Below are 18989 nucleotides of genomic sequence, written 5' to 3'. Positions count from 1 at the left end.
CGGCCGGTTCAGCGGACAGCCGGCTCCACGGTCACCGTGCCGGCGTCGGCGTCGAGGACGGCCCGGGTGCCCACCGGCACGCTGAGCTGACCGGGCCCGTGCCCGATCGGCAGCCCGCCCAGCACCGGCACGCCCAGGTCGCCGAGACGTTCGGTGAGCACGTCGGCGACGCCCACCGGCCAACCGTCGGCGCAGTCGGTGAACTGGCCGACCGCCACCCCGGCCAGCCCGTCCAACGCACCCGCCCGGCGCAACTGGGTCAGCATCCGGTCGACCTTGTACGGCGGCTCCTGGACGTCCTCCAGCAACAGCACCGCGCCGGTCAGGTCCGGCATGTCCGGGGTGCCCACCGAGGCCACCACCAGGCACAGGTTGCCGCCCAGCAACCGGCCGACCGCCCGGCCCGGAACGCGTACCGGGAAGGTGTCCTCGTGCTCGACCGCGCGCACGGTGACCGGTGCGGTGCTGGTCAGCGCCGCGTGCAGGGACTCGGCGGAGGCCAGCGGCGTGCGCTCGTCCCGCCAGGCCGCCCCCGGCCCGTGCACCCCGGCCAGCCGGGCGCCCCGCCACAGCGCCAGTTGCAGCGCGGTGATGTCGGAGAACCCGGCCACCACCTTGGGATCGCGGCGCACCGCCGCCATGTCGATCGCGTCCACCACCCGCTGCGCGCCGTACCCGCCCCGGGTGCAGATCACCCCGCGTACCGTCGGGTCGCCGAAGGCGGTGTTCAGGTCGGCCGCCCGCAGCGCGTCGGTGCCGGCCAGATAGCCCTGCCGCGCGTAGACGTGCGGGGCGGGCACCGGCCGCAGGCCCCAGCCGGTGAGCAGCTCGATGCCCCGGGCCACCCGTTCCGGACGGGTCGGCCCGGACGGCGAGACCAGCATCACGGTGTCGCCGGGGCGCAGCGCCGGTGGGCGTACGACGGGATCAGGTGCGATGTGGTGGGACACAGCGGCAGAGCCTAGTCCCGCGCGCCGGGCCGGTCGGCGAGACCGGATAGCCTCGACGGCGTGGCAACCGCGTTGGTGATCGAGAACGACCCGACCGACGATGCGCGACGGCTCGGCGAGTGGCTGACCGAGGCCGGTCTGGAGCTGTCCGTGGCGCGCCCGCACGCGGGCGACCCGCTCCCGGCCGACCTGGACGGGTACGCCGCGCTGGTGGTGCTCGGCGGCGACCAGCAGGCCTTCCCGTACCCGGACGGCAAGCCCGGCGCGCCCTGGCTGCCGGCGGTGGAGGGGCTGCTGCGCAAGGCCGTCCGGCACCGCGTCCCGACACTGGGGGTCTGTCTCGGCGCGCAACTGCTCGCCACCGCGCACGCCGGCACCGTCGAGCGCAGCACCTCCGGGCCGGAGGTGGGCCCCGGGGTGGTCGGCCGGCGCGACGCCGCCGAGAACGACCCGCTGTTCCGGTACGTCCCGCTGATCCCCGACGTGCTCCAGTGGCACACCGACGAGATCACCGAACTGCCGGCCGGGGCGACGCTGCTGGCCGCCTCCACCCGCTTCCCGCACCAGGCGTTCCGCCTCGGTGACCGGGCCTGGGGTCTGCAGTTCCACATCGAGTGCGACGCCGAGATGATCGCCGAGTGGGCGACCGACTCGGCGGTCCTGGCCGAACTCGACTACGACCCGGAACTGGTCGTCGCCGCCTGTGCCGAGGTGCTGGCCGACGTGGAGGACGTCTGGCAACCCTTCGCCGCCCGGTTCGCCGCGCTGGCCCTGGGTGAACTGGACGACAGCGGGTCGCGCCGCAGCCTGCCGCTGCTCGGGCACTGATGGGCCGCCCGAGCGCCACCGGCCGGCTCGCCCGGTACGGCTTCGGCATCACCGACGACGACGCCGGTGCCCGCGCCGCCGACCTGCTCGGCCCGGACGGGCTCGACCTGTGGCGGGCGCAGACCCAGGAACCCACCGGTGAGAAGGCCCAGGAACTGCTCACCGCGCTGTCCCGGGCCGCCGACCCGGATCTGGCGCTGCGCCAACTGCACCGGATGGTCGAGGCCGAGCGCCGTGCCGTGGCCCGCCCGAACGGCGGCACCGGCCCGGCGGCGCGTCAGCGCGGCGCCGGCCCCGGACAGGCCACCGCCGCCGAGGGCGGCCCGGTGGCCGCCGCACCGACCGGTGGCATCGGCGTCGGGTCGCCCCTGCTGGCCGCGCTGCACGACGACCCGGGACTGCGCCGTCGACTGATCGCCGTGCTGGGCGCCTCCTCGGCGCTGGGCGACCACCTGGTGGCCAACCCGGACCAGTGGGCGGTGCTGCGCACCGAGCCGGACGGGCTCGCCCCGACCGCCGACGGGCGGCTGGACCTGACCGGCGAGGGCAACCCGGTGGCGGTGCTGCGTCGGGCGTACCGGCTGGCGTTGCTGCGGGTCGCGGCGGCCGACCTGACCGGCGGGCGCGGCCTGGAGCAGACCATGGCGGCGCTCTCCGCGCTGGCCGACGCCACGCTCTCCGCCGCCTACGCGACCGCCGTGGCCGAGCTGCCCGAGGGCACCCGCAAGCCCCGCCTGGGCGTGGTGGCGATGGGCAAGTGCGGTGGCGGCGAGCTGAACTACGTCTCCGACGTCGACGTGATCTTCGTGGCCGCCGAGGACGACGACCTGGCGGCGGCCACCACCGTCGCCACTCGGCTGATCCACATCTGTGGGCTGGTCGCCTGGCCGGTCGACGCCGCGCTGCGCCCCGAGGGTAACCGGGGGCCGCTGGTGCGTACGCTCGCCAGCCACCTGGCGTACTACCGGCGCTGGGCCCGCACCTGGGAGTTCCAGGCGCTGCTCAAGGCCCGTCCGGCCGCCGGTGACCTGGCGCTCGGCCGGAAGTGGATCGACGAGCTGGCACCGCTGCTCTGGCACGCCGCCGAGCGGCCCGAGGCGGTCGAGGACGTCCGGGCCATGCGTCGGAAGATCATCGACAACATCCCGCCCAAGGAGCAGGAACGCGAGATCAAGCGCGGCCCCGGCGGCCTGCGCGACATCGAGTTCGCGGTGCAGTTGCTGCAACTGGTGCACGGCCGGGGCGACGAGTCCCTGCGCGTACCCGGCACCATCCCCGCCCTGCGGGCACTGGTCACCGGCGGTTACGTCGGCCGGGCCGACGGGGAGGCGCTGCTACGCGGCTACCGCTTCCTGCGCGGCGTCGAGCACCGCCTGCAACTCCAGGGCCTGCGGCGCACCCACACCGTGCCGACCGAACCGGGCGCGCTGCGCTGGCTCGCCACCGCGCTCGGCTACACCGCCACGCCGGGCCGCAGCGCCGTCGAGGAGTTCCGCGCCGAGTGGGTCACCCACGCCACCGAGGTACGCCGACTGCACGCCAAACTGCTCTACCGACCGCTGCTGGAGTCGGTGGCCCGGGTACCCGCCGACGGTCTGCGGCTGACCCCGGAGGCGGCCCGCAACCGGCTGGAGATCCTCGGCTTCGCCGACCCGGCCGGGGCCCTGCGTCACCTCCAGGCCCTCACCGGCGGGGTGAGTCGCACCGCCGCCATCCAGCGCACCCTGCTGCCGGTGCTGCTCAGCGAGTTCGCCGACGCCCCGGAACCCGACCGTGGCCTGCTCAACTACCGCCAGGTCTCGGACTCCCTCGGCAGCACCCCCTGGTATCTGCGGCTGCTGCGCGACTCCGGCCCGGTGGCCCGCCGGCTGGCCCGGGTGCTCTCGTCCTCCCGGTACGTCGCCGACCTGCTGACCCGGGAACCCGAGTCGCTGCGTCTGCTGGCCGAGGAGAGCGAGCTGACCCCCCGGCCCCGTGAGGTGCTCGGCGACGGGTTCGCCGCCGCGGCGGCCCGCCACACCGACCCGGTCGAGGCGATCCGGGCGGTCCGGGCGCTGCGCCGCCGGGAACTGCTCCGGCTCGCCTGCGCCGACGTGCTCAGCCACGCCGGTTCGCTGACCCCCACCCGCCCCGACACGGACCGCTCGACGCTCGGCGACGTCATCACCGTCGGCACCGCGCTGGCCGCCGTCACCGACGCCACCCTGGCCGCCGCGCTGCGGACCGCCCGCGCCGCCCAACCGACCATGCCCGACCTGAAGTTCGCGGTGATCGGCATGGGCCGCCTCGGCGGGTACGAGTCCAACTACCTCTCCGACGCCGACGTCCTCTTCGTCTACGAGGCACCCGAGGGCGTCGCCGAGAGCGCGGCGAGCGCCGCCGCCCACGCCATCGCCGAGGAGCTGCGCCGGTTGCTCGGCATGCCGGCACCCGACCCGGCGCTCGGCGTCGACGCCGACCTGCGCCCCGAGGGCCGGCAGGGGCCGCTGGTCCGCAGCCTCGCCGCCTACCAGCAGTACTACGCCCGCTGGTCCCGGGTGTGGGAGGCGCAGGCGCTGCTGCGGGCCCGCTGCGTCTGTGGCGACGCCGACCTGGGCACCCGCTTCGAGCAACTGGTCGACCCGGTCCGGTACCCGGCCGACGGCCTCACCCGGGAACAGGTCGTCGAGATCCGCCGGATCAAGGCCCGGGTGGAGACCGAACGACTGCCCCGGGGCGCCGACCCGGCCACCCACACCAAACTGGGCCGGGGCGGCCTCGCCGACGTCGAGTGGGCGGTGCAGTTGCTCCAGTTGCAGCACGCCGGTGCCCACGAGTCGCTGCGCGGCACCCGTACCCTCGACGCCCTCGCCGCCGCCCGCGACGCCGGGCTGATCGACCCGGTCGACGCCGAGGCGATGACGGCCGGCTGGACCCTGGCCGCCCAGGTCCGCAACGCCCTCATGCTGGTCCGGGGCCGGGCCGGTGACCAACTGCCCCGACACGGCGTGGAACTGGCCGGCGTGGTCCGGCTGCTCGGCCGCGACGACCCGGGCGAGTTCCTCGACGAGTACCTGCGCACCGGCCGCCGCTCCCGCACCGCCATGGAACGCGTCCTGGAGATGTAAGGAAGGGCACCTTATTAACGCCTGCGGTAGAGCCGGGGTCCCCTGCTAACGACCCGTCGACCGCAGCGCCCGCTCAACTGCCGAGGGTGTACGTGCCGGCGCGCGGCACCGTGACCGCCGTCCAGTCCCCGTCGGCCGAGACGGTGGCGCCGCCGGACGCGGTCAGCCAGCGGCTGTGCCGGACCCGGACCGGCACCGTACCCGCGTCCGAGATGCGGAAGGTGACCGAGGCGCCGCTCGCGTGAACCAGTTCGGCGGGGGCACCGACCAGGGGAGTCGGGTCGGTCACCGCGTACAGCCGCCAGTGCTCGTCGGACCAGACCTCGGTCAGGTACGGCAACCCCGCGCTCACCAGCTCGGCCTCGGCTCGGCCGACCCAGGACAGTGGCACGTCGGGCACCGCGATGTACTGCACCGCGTACTCGTCGAGCCAAGCCCGGTAGCTGTCGACGGTCAGCGGTACGCCGGTGCCCGCCGCGCCCGGCACGCTGGTGAAGAAGATCGGATTGCGGTCGATGTCCGCCTGCCGCAGCCAGCCCCGGGCCAGCGGCACGTCACCCATCCGGGCGGCCTCCCAATAGTTGCGGGTCGGTGGCACCTCCACCCGACCGGTCAACCCGCGCCGGTCGAGTTCGGCGCGCAGCGGGGCGAAGTAGCCGGGCGCACTGGTCGGGTCGCCGATGCTGCGCAGGTCGGCGGAGACCACCGGTGGCTGCCACCAGCACACCGCCGCCAGCAGCACGGCGAGTGCCACCGCCGCCCCGCCCCGCCGCCTCGGCCGCGTCGATGCTGCGGGAGGCGCGGTGTGGTCGGGCGGGGCCGGGGGACCGGCCTGGACCGATCGGCCGGGCTCGGTCGGGGCGGCGGATCGCGGTGCGATGCACAGGTGGCGCGCCGAGCGGGCCAGCCAGGCGGGGGGACGGGCGGCGGCGGCCAGGAGCGGCAGGGCGAACATGGTCGCCAGCCGGGTGGCGTTCAGCCCGACCGGGGTGTGCACCAGCGCCGCCGCGACGACCCCGCCCGCTGCCAGCACCGCACCCGACCGCACCGGGCGGTAGCCGACCAGCACGGCCACCAGCAGGGCGGTTACCGTCGCCCGGATCGTGTCGGTGCGGCTGATGTTCATCCAACCGCCGTCACCGAACAGCAACGCGGTCACGCCCAACGGCACCGCCGCCGCCACCGCGACGGTCAACCCGTCGGCGTACCGGCGGGACAGCACCAGGGCGACCCCGGCGAGGCCGACGAACAGCCCGGCCACCGGACTGGCCGCCGACGCCAGCAGCGCCGCCACCCCGGCCACCACGAGTGGTCGCCAGGCGCTGCCAACGCTCGCGCGGAAGCCGACACCTCCGGCGCGGGCTGCCCCGTCGGAGACGGACGAGCGGGCAGCCGGTCCGGTGTGCCAGGTGAGGGCGAGCAGGGCGGCGAGGCCGAAGGCCACCCCGAGGCCGTACGTCACCCGGCCGGAGACCAGGTTGCCGGTGATGGTGACCACCCCGACCAGGCTGCCGAGCAGCGGCCGGGGCACCCCGGCGCGGACCAGCAGTGCGGCGAAGAGGGCCGCTGCGGCGACCACCGCGATCACGCCGGTGAGGCGTACCCCGAGCAGGGCCATCACCGGCTGGGTCAGGAGGCTGTAGCCGAACTGCTGGACCCCGGCGTACCAGCGCAGGTCGACCGGGGTCGCGCCGTGGGTGGCGAAGAAGTCGGCCCGGGCCACCTGTGCCGCCAGGTCCGAACCCATCGCCGGGAGGATGAGGTACGCCACACCGAGCGCCCCGGCGCACGCGGCGGCCAGCGCCACCACCCGACTGCCCCGCATGCCCACCTCCGTACCGCGCTCACGGTACTGGCAGCATGTCGGACGTGCCCCATCACCTCGTGCGCTGGACCGGACTGGCCGGATCGATCATGCTCGCCGTGGCGGCGTTCCTCGGCGGCGCCCTGCCCGACGGCGACCTGCGGCCCACTCCGCTGCGCATCTGGCAGGGGCCGTACGGGCCGCTGATCATCGCGTTGTGGCTGTTCGGTACCGCCGCGATGGCGTTCGCGTGGTGGACGTTGCGGGACCGGGTGCCGTCGGCGCGGTGGGCACTGGTCACCGCCGGGCTCTGGCTCGTGCCGTTCCTGTTCACGCCGCCGCTGGGCAGCCGGGACGCCTACGCGTACGCCTGTCAGGGGGCGAGCTTCGCCAACGGCATCAGCCCGTACGAGTACGGCGTCTCCACGCTGCCGTGTCCGTGGCTGGACACCATGTCCTTCATCTGGCGGGACACCCCGGCGCCGTACGGGCCGCTGTTCGTGGTGCTCTCCGGCGCGATCGTCGCCGCGACCGGCTCGTTGATCGCCAGCATCGCGTTGTTCCGGGTACTCGCGGTGGCCGGTGTGCTGCTGACGGCGGTGAGCCTGCCGGTGCTGGCCCGCCACAGCGGGGTACCGGTCGGCCGGGCACTCTGGCTGGCGCTGGCCGGTCCGCTGGTGGGCGTACACCTGATCTCCGGGGTGCACAACGACGCGTTGATGGTCGGGTTCATGGTGGCCGGCCTGGCCATCGTGGTCAGTCGACCGGCCCGGCCGTGGCCGCTGCTGGCCGGTGGCGTCGTGCTCGGCCTGGCCGCCGGGATCAAGGTGACCGCACTGGTGGTGGTCCCGTTCGCGGCGCTGCTGGCGATCGGTGGCGGGTTCTCCCTGCGTGGGCTGCTGCGCCACGGCACCCCCGTGGTCGGCGGGGCGGTGGCGACGCTGATCGCGGTGACCCTCGGCGCCGGACTGAACCTCGGTTGGATCACCGGGCTGTCGCACGGCAACGAGGTGATCGCCTGGACCTCGCCGGCGACCGCCGTCGGGCAGACCGTCGGGTACGTGCTGCTGCCGTTCGGCCTGCACGTCGACGCGCTGCCGGTGACCCGGGGGATCGGCATGGCCGTGCTCGCGGCGCTGCTGGTGTGGCTGTGGTTCCGGGCGCGTCACCGGGAACCGCTCTGGCACGCCGCGCTGGCGCTGACCGCCACCGTCGCCCTCGCGCCGCTGTTCCACCCCTGGTACTGGTTCTGGCCGCTGGCGCTGCTCGCCGCCACCGCCCACCGCACCTGGTGGTTCAGCGCGGTGACGGTGTTCGCGGCGTTCCAGGTGCTGGCCGACGGCACCGGCCTGCCCCGGTACACCAAGACGGTCGGGGCGCCGCTGATGACGCTGTTCGTGATCTGGGTGGCGGTCCGCTTGGTACGGTCGGCTCGGGCGGCCCGCCGCCCGGTTCCCGTCGACTGAGGAGAGGCACGCCGGTGACCGAGACCGGCGTCCGACCCGCCTCCGCCCGGGACCGCCACGCACGGTACGTCGGCCTGCTGGGGGCGGTGGCCCTCACCGTCGCCGCGTACACCGGCGGTGCCCTGCCCGACGCCACCGCCCGGCTCTGGCACCCCGTCCCGACCGTGCTGCTCTGGCTGCTCGGCACCACCGCCATGGTGGGTGCCTGGTGGTCGTTGCGCGAGGACGCCCCGTCGACCGGGTGGGCGTTGCGGACCGCCGCGCTGTGGACCGTGCCGCTGCTGTTCAGCGCGCCGCTGGGCAGCCGGGACCTCTACTCGTACGCCTGCCAGGGCTGGGTCTACGCCGACGGCGGTGACCCGTACGCCACCGGGGTGGCCGAGGCGGGATGCCCGTGGCTGGACGCGGTCGCCCCGGTGTGGCGGGACACGGCGGCACCGTACGGCCCCTTCTTCGTCCTCCTCGCCGCGCTCGCGGTGGTCCTCGGCGGCAGCCTGGCCGGCACGCTGGTGGTGCTGCGGGTGCTGGCGGTGGCCGGGCTGCTGCTGGCCGCACTCTGTCTGCCCGGCCTGGCCCGGGCGGCGGGGGTACCACCCGCACGGGCGACCTGGCTGGTGCTGGCCTGCCCACTGGTCGGGGTGCACCTGGTGTCCGGCGCGCACAACGACGCGGTGATGCTCGGCCTGCTCCTGCTCGGCCTGCTGCTGCTCGTCCGACGCCCGGACCGGTCTGCCGGTACGCTGCCCGGCGCTGCTCGGTGGCCGGTCGGGGTGGTGCTGGTCGCCGGGGTGTTGCTCGGCCTGGCGGTCTCGGTGAAGGCGACCGCCGTGGTGGTGCTGCCGTTCGCGGCGCTGGCGGCGGTCCGTGGCCGGTACACGGTGGCGGCGCTGCTGCGTGACGGTGGCCTGCTCGCCGCTGGTGTGCTGGGTGCGCTACTGGTGTCCTCGCTGCTGTCCGGTCTCGGGCTGGGCTGGATCGGTGGACTCGGCAGCAGCGGCGACACGGTGCAGTGGACGTCACCGCCGACCGCCGTCGGCATGCTCGTCGACTATCTCGGTGCGGCGGTCGGGTTGCCGCCCGTCGGTGTGCCGGTGGCCCGGATCGTGGCGCTGATCCTGCTGGCGGTCCTGCTGGTGCTGCTCTGGTGGCGCACCTGGTCGTCGCTGCACGGCTCCCGCGACGCTTCTTCGCCCAACTCGCCTGGTGTCGGTCCGCCGCCCGGCGTCGCCGTGTCCGGCACCGGCCCGGACGTCGGCCTGCGTGAGCCTGGAACGCCCAGCGTGGCGGCGACCGGCGCGGCGGAGCCCAGCGTGGCGGCGACCGGCGCGGCGGCGACTGGCATGGCGTCGGTCGATGTCGGTGCGGACCGCATTCGGGTGGAGCTGCTCGGAGCCGGGCTGGCGCTGGCCCTCACCGTCGTGCTCGCGCCGGTGTTCCATCCCTGGTACGCGACCTGGCCGCTGGCGCTGCTCGCGCTGGCGGCGACCCGGACCACCTGGTTCCTGGTGCCCGTCGCGGCGGCGTCCTTCCTCGCCCTGCCGGACGGCACCAACGTGGCCCGGCTGGTGAAGGCGCCCGGCGCGGTGGCGATGACCCTGTTGGTGATCGTGCTGGCGGTCCGGTTCCTGCCCCGGCAGCGCCGGACCCGCAAGTCACACTGAGCCCCGTTGCCGCGAAGCCGGGTCGCACACCGCCCGGCGGCCGGAGGTGGGTAGATTTGTTGTCGCTCCAGCGACAACAAATCTACCCACCTCCCTGCGGACAACGTCAGCCCCACCGGCTGCGCCGCCACAATCTCTTACGACGGCCCCGGCGTGGCCCCCCGCACGGCCCCGGCGTGGCCCCCCGCACGGCCCCGGCGTGGCCCCCCGCACGGCCCCGGCGCGATGCCCGCGAGGCCTGGCGCGATGCCCGGCGCGATGCCCGGCGCGAGGCCACCATCTCCGCCCAGGCAGGCAACCAGCCCGGCCACCCACACCGCACTGTGTGGCACGCACGGGCGTAGGGGCAGAAGGGCGGAGGGTTCGGACAGAGAGGGCGGGCAGGGATCAGCCGTGTGCGTCGCGGTTCGGGCAGGAACACGCAGGCGTGGGGGTCGTTTGCCCGTAACACGTTCGGGCCGGCCCCGCGGTAGCGGAGCCGGCCCGAACGACGCTGACCGGAATCAGCAGTCGAAGTACATCGCGAACTCGTGCGGGGTCGGGCGCAGACGCACCGGGTCGACCTCGTTGGCGCGCTTCCAGTCGACCCAGGTGGAGATCAGGTCCGGCGTGAAGACGCCGCCCTCCAGCAGGTAGTCGTGGTCGGCCTCGAGCGAGTCGAGCACGGCCGGCAGGGAGCCGGGGACCTGCTTGACGTCGCCCCACTCCTCCGGCGGGAGGTCGTAGAGGTCCTTGTCGATCGGCGCCGGCGGCTCCATCTTGCTCTTGATGCCGTCCAGGCCGGCCATCATCATCGCCGAGAAGGCGAGGTAGACGTTCGCCGACGGGTCCGGTACCCGGAACTCGACCCGCTTGGCCTTCGGGTTGCTGCCGGTGACCGGGATGCGGGTGCAGGCGGAGCGGTTGCGCTGCGAGTAGACCAGGTTCACCGGTGCCTCGTAGCCCGGCACCAGGCGACGGTACGAGTTGACCGTCGGGTTGGTGAACGCCAGCAGCGACGGCGCGTGGTGCAGCAGACCACCGATGTACCAGCGGGCGGTGTCGGACAGACCCGCGTAGCCGGTCTCGTCGTAGAACAGCGGCTCACCGCCGAGCCAGAGGCTCTGGTGGGTGTGCATGCCGGAGCCGTTGTCGCCGAAGAGCGGCTTCGGCATGAACGTCGCGGTCTTGCCGTTGGCCCAGGCCTCGTTCTTCACGATGTACTTGAAGAGCTGCAACTGGTCGCCGGCGTGCAGCAGGGTGGAGAACTTGTAGTTGATCTCCGCCTGGCCGGCGGTGCCGACCTCGTGGTGCGAGCGCTCCACGGTGAAGCCGGTGTCGATGAGGCGACGCACGATGCTGTCCCGCAGGTCGGCGTAGTGGTCGACCGGGGGGACGGGGAAGTAGCCGCCCTTGTACGCGGTCTTGTAACCGCGGTTGCCGCCTTCTTCTTCGCGGCCGGTGTTCCAGGCGCCCTCGATCGAGTCGATGTAGTAGAACGACTGGTGGGCGGAGGTCTCGTGGCGGATCGAGTCGAAGATGTAGAACTCGGCTTCGGCACCGAAGTAGGCGGTGTCGGCGATCCCGGACGCGGCGAGGTAGGCCTCGGCCTTCTTCGCGACGTTACGGGGGTCGCGGGAGTATGCCTCGCGGGTGAACGGGTCGTGGATGAAGAAGTTCAACGCGAGGGTCTTCTGCGCCCGGAACGGGTCGATGAAGGCGGTGGCGACGTCCGGGAGCAGGAGCATGTCCGACTCGTGGATCGCCTGGAAGCCCCGGATCGACGACCCGTCGAACGCGAGACCATCAGTGAAGAAGTTGTCATCGACGGACTCCACCGGCAGATTGAAATGCTGCATCACACCGGGCAGATCACAAAACCGTACGTCGACGAACTTCACGTCCTCGTTCTTGAGGTAACGCAGGAGTTCCTCGGGATTGGCGAACACTCGTCCTCCTGGCACGTCCACGGGGTAGCTAGGCTCCTGGCGACGCTATGGCCGTGCGGTTGCCCGGCCATGTCTCCAGTGTTTCTGCCGTGTTACGTCCCTCGCGTTGCGTCATGTTCCCTGGTGGGGTGGACGCGATACGCGACGGACTGGTCCGGCTAGGCCAGTCTAGTGAAAATTGCTGCGATTGACCCTTTTCGGTATCACGTGCCGGACCTGGGCCGGGCGCGTACCGGCGTGCTGGCTAGTCTTGTCCGCTGTGACGACCGAGCCACACCACGCGCCGCCGCCCGCCACCGACCCCACCTTCGTCCCGGCCGACCTGGGGCGGCGGTTCGGGGCACTGGTCATCGACTGGGTGCTCTGCCTGCTCGCGTCGGGCCTGTTCGCCAGCCCCACCGGAGACCCGTGGGCGCCGGTCGTCGTGCTGATCGTGATGTACGGCTTCTTCCTCGGCCTGTTCGCGCAGACCCCCGGCATGTACATCACCAGGATCCGCTGCGTGGCCTGGGCCGACGGCGGACGGATCGGACTGGTCCGGGCATCGTTGCGCGGCGTACTGCTGGCGCTGGTCGTCCCGGCGTTGCTGATGGACCAGCACCGTCGGGGCCTGCACGACCGCCTCAGCGGCGCGGTCGTCGTCCCGGCCGTACGCGTACGCGCCGGGCGCTGACCGCCCGACCCGGCCTCAGCGGCCCCGGCTCTGCCGGAAGGCACCGCGCGGCGGGCGCAGGTTCTTGGGGATCGCGCCCTTGGGCATCTGCGGCCGGGCGGTGAGCGCCTTGAGCCGCTTGTCCAGCGAGTTGACGTCCTTGCCGCTGAGGTTGCGCGGCAGCCGCATCAGCGTCATCCGCAGCTTGCGGATCGGCAGCTCGCCCTCGTCCTGGCCGATGACGTAGTCGTAGAGCGGCGCGTTGCCGATCACCTTGGCCAGCCGGCGCTTCTCCTGGCCGAGCAGTCCGCGTACCCGCTGCGGGTTGCCCTCCGCCAGCAGGATCACGCCCGGCTTGCCGATCACCAGGTGGACCATGTCCATCTGGGTGGTCGAGCTGACCGCGGGGGAGACCCGCCAGTCGCCCCGCATGCTCTCCATGATCTGCGCGGCGGCGCCCGGCTGCCCCTCGGCGGCGTTCATCATCGCCCGGTTCGACCGCAGGTTGAGCACGATCAGCAGGGCGAGCAGGGCGAGCAGGATGCCCAGCGGCAGCCACAGCCAGCCCCAGATCATGACCGCGACCACGGTCAGCGCGAGCGGGATGAGCACCGCGCCGGCCGCCAGTGGCGCGAACCACTTGTCCTGCTTGGCGGTGAACCGGAACACCAACCCGATCTGCTTCAACCGCTGGCCGAACGAGACCTTCTCCTGGGGCTTTGCCATGGGTGCAAGTCTAGTGGTCGCCCGCCGTGCGGTTGATCCCCGTCCGGCCCTGCCCGTCGAGCACTGCTCGCCGACCCGTCCTGACCACGGTCCGCGCGGTCGGCCGTCGGCTCAACCGGCGGCCGACGACAGGAACGCGCCGGCTCAGCCGGCGACGGCGACGCTCTCGCGGGCGGCCAGCGCCTGCTGGTAGAGGCGGCCGGCCCGGTAGGAGGAGCGCACCAGCGGCCCGCTCATCACCCCGGCGAAGCCGATCTCCTCGGCCTCCTCGCGCAGCTCGACGAACTCCTCCGGCTTGACCCAGCGCTCCACCGGGTGGTGCCGGGGGGAGGGACGCAGATACTGCGTGATCGTGATCAGCTCGCAGCCGGCGGAGTGCAGGTCGCGCAGCGCCTGGGAGACCTCGGCGCGCTCCTCGCCCATCCCCAGGATCAGGTTGCTCTTGGTGACCAGCCCGGCGGCGCGGGCCTGGCTGATGACGTCCAGCGAGCGCTCGTAGCGGAACGCCGGCCGGATCCGCTTGAAGATCCGCGGGACCGTCTCGACGTTGTGCGCCAGCACCTCGGGTCGGGCGCCGAACACCTCGGCGAGCTGCTCGGGGACCGCGTTGAAGTCGGGGATCAGCAGCTCGACGCCGCAGCCCGGTTGCAGGGCGTGGATCTGGCGGACGGTCTCCGCGTACAGCCAGGCGCCGCCGTCGGGCAGGTCGTCCCGGGCGACGCCGGTGATGGTCGCGTACCGCAGGCCCATCGAGACCACCGACTCGGCGACCCGGCGCGGCTCGTCGGCGTCGAACTCGGCCGGCTTGCCGGTGTCGATCTGGCAGAAGTCACAGCGGCGGGTGCACTGGTCGCCGCCGATGAGGAAGGTGGCCTCCCGGTCCTCCCAACATTCGTAGATGTTGGGGCAGCCGGCCTCCTGGCACACGGTGTGCAGCCCCTCGCGCGAGACCAGCCCGCGCAACTGGGTGTACTCCGGGCCCATCTTGGCCTTGACCTTGATCCACGGTGGTTTGCGCTCGATCGGCGTCTCGGCGTTGCGGGCTTCGATCCGCAGCAGTCGCCGCCCCTCGGGGGCGGGCGTCGCGGTACGCGCGGCCTGGCCGGTCGTTGGCGCGGAGTGCTCGATCGTCACAAAACGAGCCTACGCCGGATGGTGGCCGTCGATGAACAGGGGCGACGGCCGTCACCTCGGAAATCCTGTGACGCCGGACACCGAGGGCGAGAATTGTGCGTCACAGGAAGGCGCGGGCGGGTGCTAGCGTTGCCGTTCGAGAGCGACGACGGAGCCGAGTAGCGCCCCGATCCGCCAGTTGAAGAGAGCCGCCGGTTGCTGCGAGGCGGTCTGGTGTCGGGCCGTGAAGACCCTCCCGAGCTGCGGGAAGAACGGCATGCGCGGTGCAAGGAAGGGCACCCTGCCAACGCCTACGGCAGAGCAGGGGACCCCGCCTCACACCCACGCCCAGTAGAGCCCGCCCGGCTGGCCCCGGTGAAAAGGCGACGAATGAGGCTCCCGTCTCGACGGGGGCGAAGGTGTGGTGGCACCGCGAGGTTCCCGCTCGCCCACACCTCCCGGGGATCGCGTTGCGATCGACGAGGAGGTAACCGTGCAACGCATCCTGTCCGACCGACTCACCCCGCACACCGGCCGTACCGTCCGGATCGCCGGCTGGGTCCACCGCCGCCGACTGCTCAAGTCGGTGGCCTTCCTGATCGTCCGGGACGCCGCCGGTCTCACCCAGGTGGTGGTCACCGACCCGGCGGTCCGCGCCGAGATCGAGGCACTGCCCGAGGAGAGCGTCGTCTCCGTCGAGGGCACGGTGGTCGCCAACGCCACCGCGCCCGCCGGGGTCGAGCTGACCGATCCGGTGGTACGCCCACTCGGGCCGCCCGCCGTACCGCCGCCGTTCGACCTGTACCGGCCGACGCTCACCGCGACCCTGCCCACCCAGCTCGACCACGCACCCGTCGCGTTGCGCCACCCGAGCCGCTCGGCCGCGCTGCGCGTCTCGGCGGCGGCGGTGGCCGGGTTCCGGGCCACGCTGGACGCCCAGCGGTTCGTCGAGATCCACACCCCGAAGGTCGTCGGCTCGTCCACCGAGAGCGGGGCGAACGTCTTCACCCTCGACTGGTTCGGCCGCCCGGCGTACCTGGCCCAGTCACCGCAGTTCTACAAGCAGCTCATGGTCGGTGTCTTCGAGCGGGTCTACGAGGTCGGGCCGGTGTTCCGCGCCGAGCCGCACGACACCGTACGGCACCTGGCGCAGTACACCAGCCTCGACGCCGAACTGGGCTTCGTCACCGACCACCGGGACGTGATGGCGGTGCTGCGGGACACCCTGGCCGGCATGATGGAGACGGTCGACGACCGGGCCGCAGCCGCGCTGGCCACCCTCGGCGTGCCGGTGCCCGCCGTACCGGCGCAGATTCCCGACGTGCACTTCACCGAGGCGCTGCGGATCGCCGGGGCACCCGCCGACGAACCCGACCTGGCGCCCGCGCACGAACGGGCGCTGGGCGAGTGGGCTCTGCGGGAACACGGGTCGGACTTCGTCTTCGTCACCGGGTACCCGATGGCGAAGCGGCCCTTCTACACCCACCCCGATCCCGAACGGCCGGACTACTCGAACGGCTTCGACCTGCTCTTCCGTGGCCTGGAACTGGTGACCGGCGGGCAGCGGCTGCACCGGCACGCCGACTACCTGGCCGCACTCGCCGCCCGGGGCGAACCGGTCGAGCCGTACGCCGGATACGTCGACGCCTTCCGGCACGGCATGCCGCCGCACGGTGGCTTCGCCATCGGTCTGGAACGCTTCGTCGCCCGGCTGACCGGAGCCGCCAACGTCCGCGAGGTCACCGCCTTCCCCCGCGACCTCCACCGCCTGACCCCCTGACCGGCCCACCCTCCTGACCCACCCACCGCCCCGCCGCCTGCGGTCCGCCGTCCGATCGCGTCGATCATGGAGTTGTGGCAAGGGAATCGCGGATGTAATTCCGTTTTGCCCCGACCACAACTCCATGATCGCCGGGGCCGGGGCCGGGGCCGGGGCCGGGGCCGGGGCGGGGAGGGGGCGGGGGGACGGGTCAGGTCAGGTGGCGGAGCTTGGCGCGGGCGGCGCGGCGGGCGAGCGGGCCGAGGTCGTCGATCACCTCGACCAGTACGGCGAGCCGTTCCAGGGCGTCGAAGGCGGCGCGGGCGCCCTCCGGGTCCACACCGTCGTAGAGTTCCAGGCCGATGAAGGCGGCGCTGACGGCCCGGGCCAGCCCGGCGGGGTCGACGACCGGGGCGACCGGCGAGCCGTCGAGCAGTCGGTGCAGCACCGACTCGATCTCCACCGTCCAGATCCGCAGGGCTGCTGCGGTGGACTCGGCGAGTGTGGGGTCGTTCTGTGCGCCGGCCAGCAGTTGGGCCAGCACCGCCAGGTTGCCCTCGGCCTGCTCCTGCAGGTGCAGGGTACGTCCGACGTCGAGCAGTTCACGCAGGGACGAGACCTCGGCGAGGCGGGTCCGGTACACGGCGACCCGGGCGGTGGTGACGCTCCGGCACGCCTCGGCCAACAGGTCGTCCACGCTGCCGAAGTGATAGAAGACGAGGGCCTGGTTGACCCCGGCCGCAGCCGCGATCGTTCGCGCCGACACACCGGCGATGCCGTGTTCGCGGATCGCGGCGATGGCACCGTCGATCAGTTTGTCCCGGGTGGCCATGGTGTCCTCTCGTCTACTCCCGGGGATTCTCGCGCAGCGGTCGTACGGCGGCGGGCACCGGTGCCCGGTGTGACGGGACGTGGTCGACGGTGAAGCTGCCCTGGTAGCCGAAGAGCGGGCCGAACCGGCGATTGGTGACCCGGACCTCGATGCGGAACCGGTCGGCCCGGTCGTCGTACCACTCGCGTACCCGTGCCTCGCCGGTCAGCGCGGCGGGGCAGGGCAGCCCGTTCGGGAACCGCTGGACCCCGCTGCGGATGGTCAGCCCGCCGGCGGCGTCGACGGACGGGTGCAGATCGACCGCGAGGTGCTGGTGCGTACCGAGATAGTCGACCAGGACCCCGCGACGGGCGCTCCAGACCATGGTGGCGTCGAAGCGTCGCCGTCGGTGCGGGGTGACCTGGAAGGTGCGGACGAAGGTCAGCGTGGGGCGGCCGTACGTGTCGGTGTAGGCGTAGTTCTCGATGGTGAACGGGATCTGCCGGCCGGTCTCCGGGAACAGGATGTGCCGCAGGGCGCCGAGGCGCAGGAACGGCCACGTGAAGGCGCCGCCGCGCCACACACGGTCCATCGTCCCGGTGCCGACGCAGCCGAGGTCGGTTTCGCCGTCGACCGCGAAGCGGCGGCGCAGACGCGGGTGCAGACGGTCGAAGTCGGCACCGAGGGCGTGCTGGAAGACGGAGGTCACAGGCGCTCCAGGAGGCGAGGTGGCCGGGCGGCGAGGCGGTCCGGCGGGCGGCGTCGGCAGCGTCGGGCCGCCGGGGTGTGCGGGTGCGGGGGTACCAGACAGGCGAGCGACGCGGCGACGACGAGTGCCGCCACGGCCGCCGTCCGGCCGGCGGTCCCGGCCGCCGCGGTCGCGGTGACCACCGCGAGCAGCCGGAGGGCGACGTCGCGGACCGCGTTGGCCCGGGCGCGTTCCGGTGGTACGCCCGCCGTCAACCAGAGCCGGAGCCGGTCGAACGACCACGCGGTGGCCCAGCCGAACAGCGGCCGGAAGGCGAGGTCGGCGAGCCGACCCGCGAGACCCCACCGAGGGGTGTACGAGTAGCCGGTCAGGAACCGGACCCCGTGCGGCCCGGGCAGGTATCGCCAGTGGCCGGAGCCGGCGGCGACCAGTGAGCGTGGATCGTCGGAGCCGAACCGCAGCGCCGAGGTGCGGGTGCCGTCGGGTCGCTGGCGCTCACCGGCGTGTACGCCCCACCCGCGCACGCTGAGCCCGGGCAGGAGGGTGGTGGCGTACCGGAATCGGGCGGGCCGGCTGCCCGGCACCGGATCGATCCGGCTGAAGCGCAGGTCCCACCGGCGATGCTCGGCGGGATCCTGGGTCACCCGCCACACCTGCTCGATCGGCGCGTCGATCGAGGTCTCGACATAGACGGATCGCATGTCCACCCCCGGCATTTGAGCGACTGCTTAAACGTAGCCGAATTTGAGCACTCGCTCAAGAGGGGGTGCGGAGAGTCCGCCGGTGTGCGACGGCTCCGGCGGTCAGATGGTGACGATGGTCGGCAGGTGGCGCTCGACGACGGGGAGCACCTCGGCGACGGTGACCGGGCGGCCCAGCTCGGCCGAGAGCGAGGTGACTCCGGCGTCCCGGATGCCGCACGGCACGATCCGGTCGAAGTGGGTCAGGTCGCAGTCGCAGTTGATCGAGAACCCGTGCAGGGTCACGCCCCGGGCGACCCGGATGCCGATGGCGGCCACCTTGCGGTCCGGCCCCCGCTCGTCGGCCGGCACCCAGACGCCGCTGCGTCCGTCGACCCGGGTGGCGGTGAGGCCGAGTTCGGCGCACACGTCGATCAGCAACCGCTCGACCCGCCGGACGTACGCGACCACGTCGACCGGGTCGGGCAGGCGCAGGATCGGGTAGCCGACCAGTTGCCCCGGACCGTGCCAGGTGATCTTGCCGCCGCGATCCACGTCCACCACCGGGGTGCCGTCCATCGGCCGGTCCCACGGCTCGGTGCGCTTGCCGGCGGTGTAGACGCTCGGGTGCTCCAACAGCAGCACCGTGTCGCCCTGCGCCCCGGCGACCACGGTTTCGTGCAGGCGGCGCTGCTCGTCCCAGGCGGCGGTGTAGTCGAGGACGCCGGCAGGTACGGCCGTCAGGCCGGAGGTCGTCGCGGTCACGCTCACCAGCCTAGACCCGTACCCGCTGGT

The 18989-nt window shown here is 73.1% G+C and carries 15 protein-coding genes; 6 read left to right on the top strand and 9 right to left on the bottom strand.

Annotated features, from left to right (window positions below):
- Positions 1-8: 8 nt before the first annotated feature.
- A complete protein-coding gene (locus ACIBMZ_RS13200) occupies positions 9-884 on the bottom strand; it encodes an LD-carboxypeptidase (protein WP_396693528.1) in 876 nt (291 codons plus the stop codon).
- Positions 885-1010: 126 nt separating this feature from the next.
- Between ACIBMZ_RS13200 and ACIBMZ_RS13195 the strand changes: the two genes are divergently transcribed.
- On the top strand, positions 1011-1778 hold the full coding sequence (locus ACIBMZ_RS13195) for a type 1 glutamine amidotransferase (RefSeq protein WP_396693253.1): 768 nt from the start codon (positions 1011-1013) through the stop codon (positions 1776-1778).
- Positions 1778-4885: a bifunctional [glutamine synthetase] adenylyltransferase/[glutamine synthetase]-adenylyl-L-tyrosine phosphorylase gene (locus ACIBMZ_RS13190; protein ID WP_396693252.1), complete on the top strand. Its 3108-nt coding sequence runs from the start codon at positions 1778-1780 to the stop codon at positions 4883-4885. The genes ACIBMZ_RS13195 and ACIBMZ_RS13190 overlap by 1 nt, the downstream gene beginning before the upstream one ends.
- 73 nt (positions 4886-4958) lie before the next feature.
- Here ACIBMZ_RS13190 and ACIBMZ_RS13185 read toward each other — a convergent pair whose 3' ends face one another.
- Complete coding sequence (locus ACIBMZ_RS13185) at positions 4959-6710, bottom strand: hypothetical protein (protein ID WP_396693250.1); 1752 nt, start codon at positions 6708-6710, stop codon at positions 4959-4961.
- 35 nt (positions 6711-6745) lie between these two features.
- Here ACIBMZ_RS13185 and mptB (ACIBMZ_RS13180) point away from each other — a divergent pair, with 35 nt between their 5' ends.
- Together mptB (ACIBMZ_RS13180) and mptB (ACIBMZ_RS13175) are read left to right on the top strand one after the other, a co-directional pair.
- Complete coding sequence (mptB, locus tag ACIBMZ_RS13180; protein ID WP_396693248.1) at positions 6746-8155, top strand: polyprenol phosphomannose-dependent alpha 1,6 mannosyltransferase MptB; 1410 nt, start codon at positions 6746-6748, stop codon at positions 8153-8155.
- A gap of 14 nt (positions 8156-8169) precedes the next feature.
- The gene (mptB, locus tag ACIBMZ_RS13175) at positions 8170-9816 is read left to right on the top strand and encodes a polyprenol phosphomannose-dependent alpha 1,6 mannosyltransferase MptB (protein WP_396693246.1); all 1647 of its coding nucleotides are present in this window, start codon (positions 8170-8172) and stop codon (positions 9814-9816) included.
- Between the two features lie 503 nt (positions 9817-10319).
- On the opposite strand, the gene glnA is transcribed toward mptB (ACIBMZ_RS13175), so the two are convergent.
- Complete coding sequence (glnA, locus tag ACIBMZ_RS13170; RefSeq protein WP_396693244.1) at positions 10320-11744, bottom strand: type I glutamate--ammonia ligase; 1425 nt, start codon at positions 11742-11744, stop codon at positions 10320-10322.
- Positions 11745-12003: 259 nt separating this feature from the next.
- On the opposite strand from glnA, the gene ACIBMZ_RS13165 reads away from it, so the two are divergent.
- Positions 12004-12417, top strand: coding sequence for an RDD family protein (locus ACIBMZ_RS13165; RefSeq protein ID WP_396693242.1), 414 nt, complete (start codon positions 12004-12006; stop codon positions 12415-12417).
- Between the two features lie 15 nt (positions 12418-12432).
- Here ACIBMZ_RS13165 and ACIBMZ_RS13160 read toward each other — a convergent pair whose 3' ends face one another.
- Positions 12433-13122, bottom strand: a complete 690-nt coding sequence (locus ACIBMZ_RS13160; RefSeq protein WP_396693241.1) for a DUF4191 domain-containing protein — start codon at positions 13120-13122, stop codon at positions 12433-12435.
- A 144-nt stretch (positions 13123-13266) separates the two neighbouring features.
- Positions 13267-14256, bottom strand: a complete 990-nt coding sequence (gene lipA, locus ACIBMZ_RS13155) for a lipoyl synthase (protein WP_131055717.1) — start codon at positions 14254-14256, stop codon at positions 13267-13269.
- 472 nt (positions 14257-14728) lie between these two features.
- On the opposite strand from lipA, the gene aspS reads away from it, so the two are divergent.
- Complete coding sequence (gene aspS / locus ACIBMZ_RS13150) at positions 14729-16015, top strand: aspartate--tRNA(Asn) ligase (protein ID WP_396693239.1); 1287 nt, start codon at positions 14729-14731, stop codon at positions 16013-16015.
- Between the two features lie 190 nt (positions 16016-16205).
- Here the strand turns inward: aspS and ACIBMZ_RS13145 are convergent, their stop codons facing one another.
- From ACIBMZ_RS13145 to lipB, 4 genes are all read right to left on the bottom strand, one after another.
- Positions 16206-16826 (bottom strand): TetR/AcrR family transcriptional regulator, encoded by a 621-nt coding sequence (locus ACIBMZ_RS13145; protein WP_396693237.1) that lies wholly within the window; start codon positions 16824-16826, stop codon positions 16206-16208.
- Positions 16827-16839: 13 nt separating this feature from the next.
- A complete protein-coding gene (locus ACIBMZ_RS13140; protein WP_396693236.1) occupies positions 16840-17514 on the bottom strand; it encodes a DUF4166 domain-containing protein in 675 nt (224 codons plus the stop codon).
- Entirely contained in the window at positions 17511-18215 is a 705-nt protein-coding gene (locus ACIBMZ_RS13135; protein ID WP_396693234.1) for an SRPBCC family protein, read from the bottom strand. The genes ACIBMZ_RS13140 and ACIBMZ_RS13135 overlap by 4 nt, the downstream gene beginning before the upstream one ends.
- Positions 18216-18317: 102 nt before the next feature.
- A complete protein-coding gene (lipB, locus tag ACIBMZ_RS13130) occupies positions 18318-18959 on the bottom strand; it encodes a lipoyl(octanoyl) transferase LipB (RefSeq protein WP_396693232.1) in 642 nt (213 codons plus the stop codon).
- Positions 18960-18989: the final 30 nt, after the last annotated feature.

The sequence above is a fragment of the Micromonospora sp. NPDC049900 genome, assembly GCF_044461025.1.
Classification (GTDB): domain Bacteria; phylum Actinomycetota; class Actinomycetes; order Mycobacteriales; family Micromonosporaceae; genus Micromonospora.
This window is presented reverse-complemented; position numbering and strand designations above follow the sequence as displayed.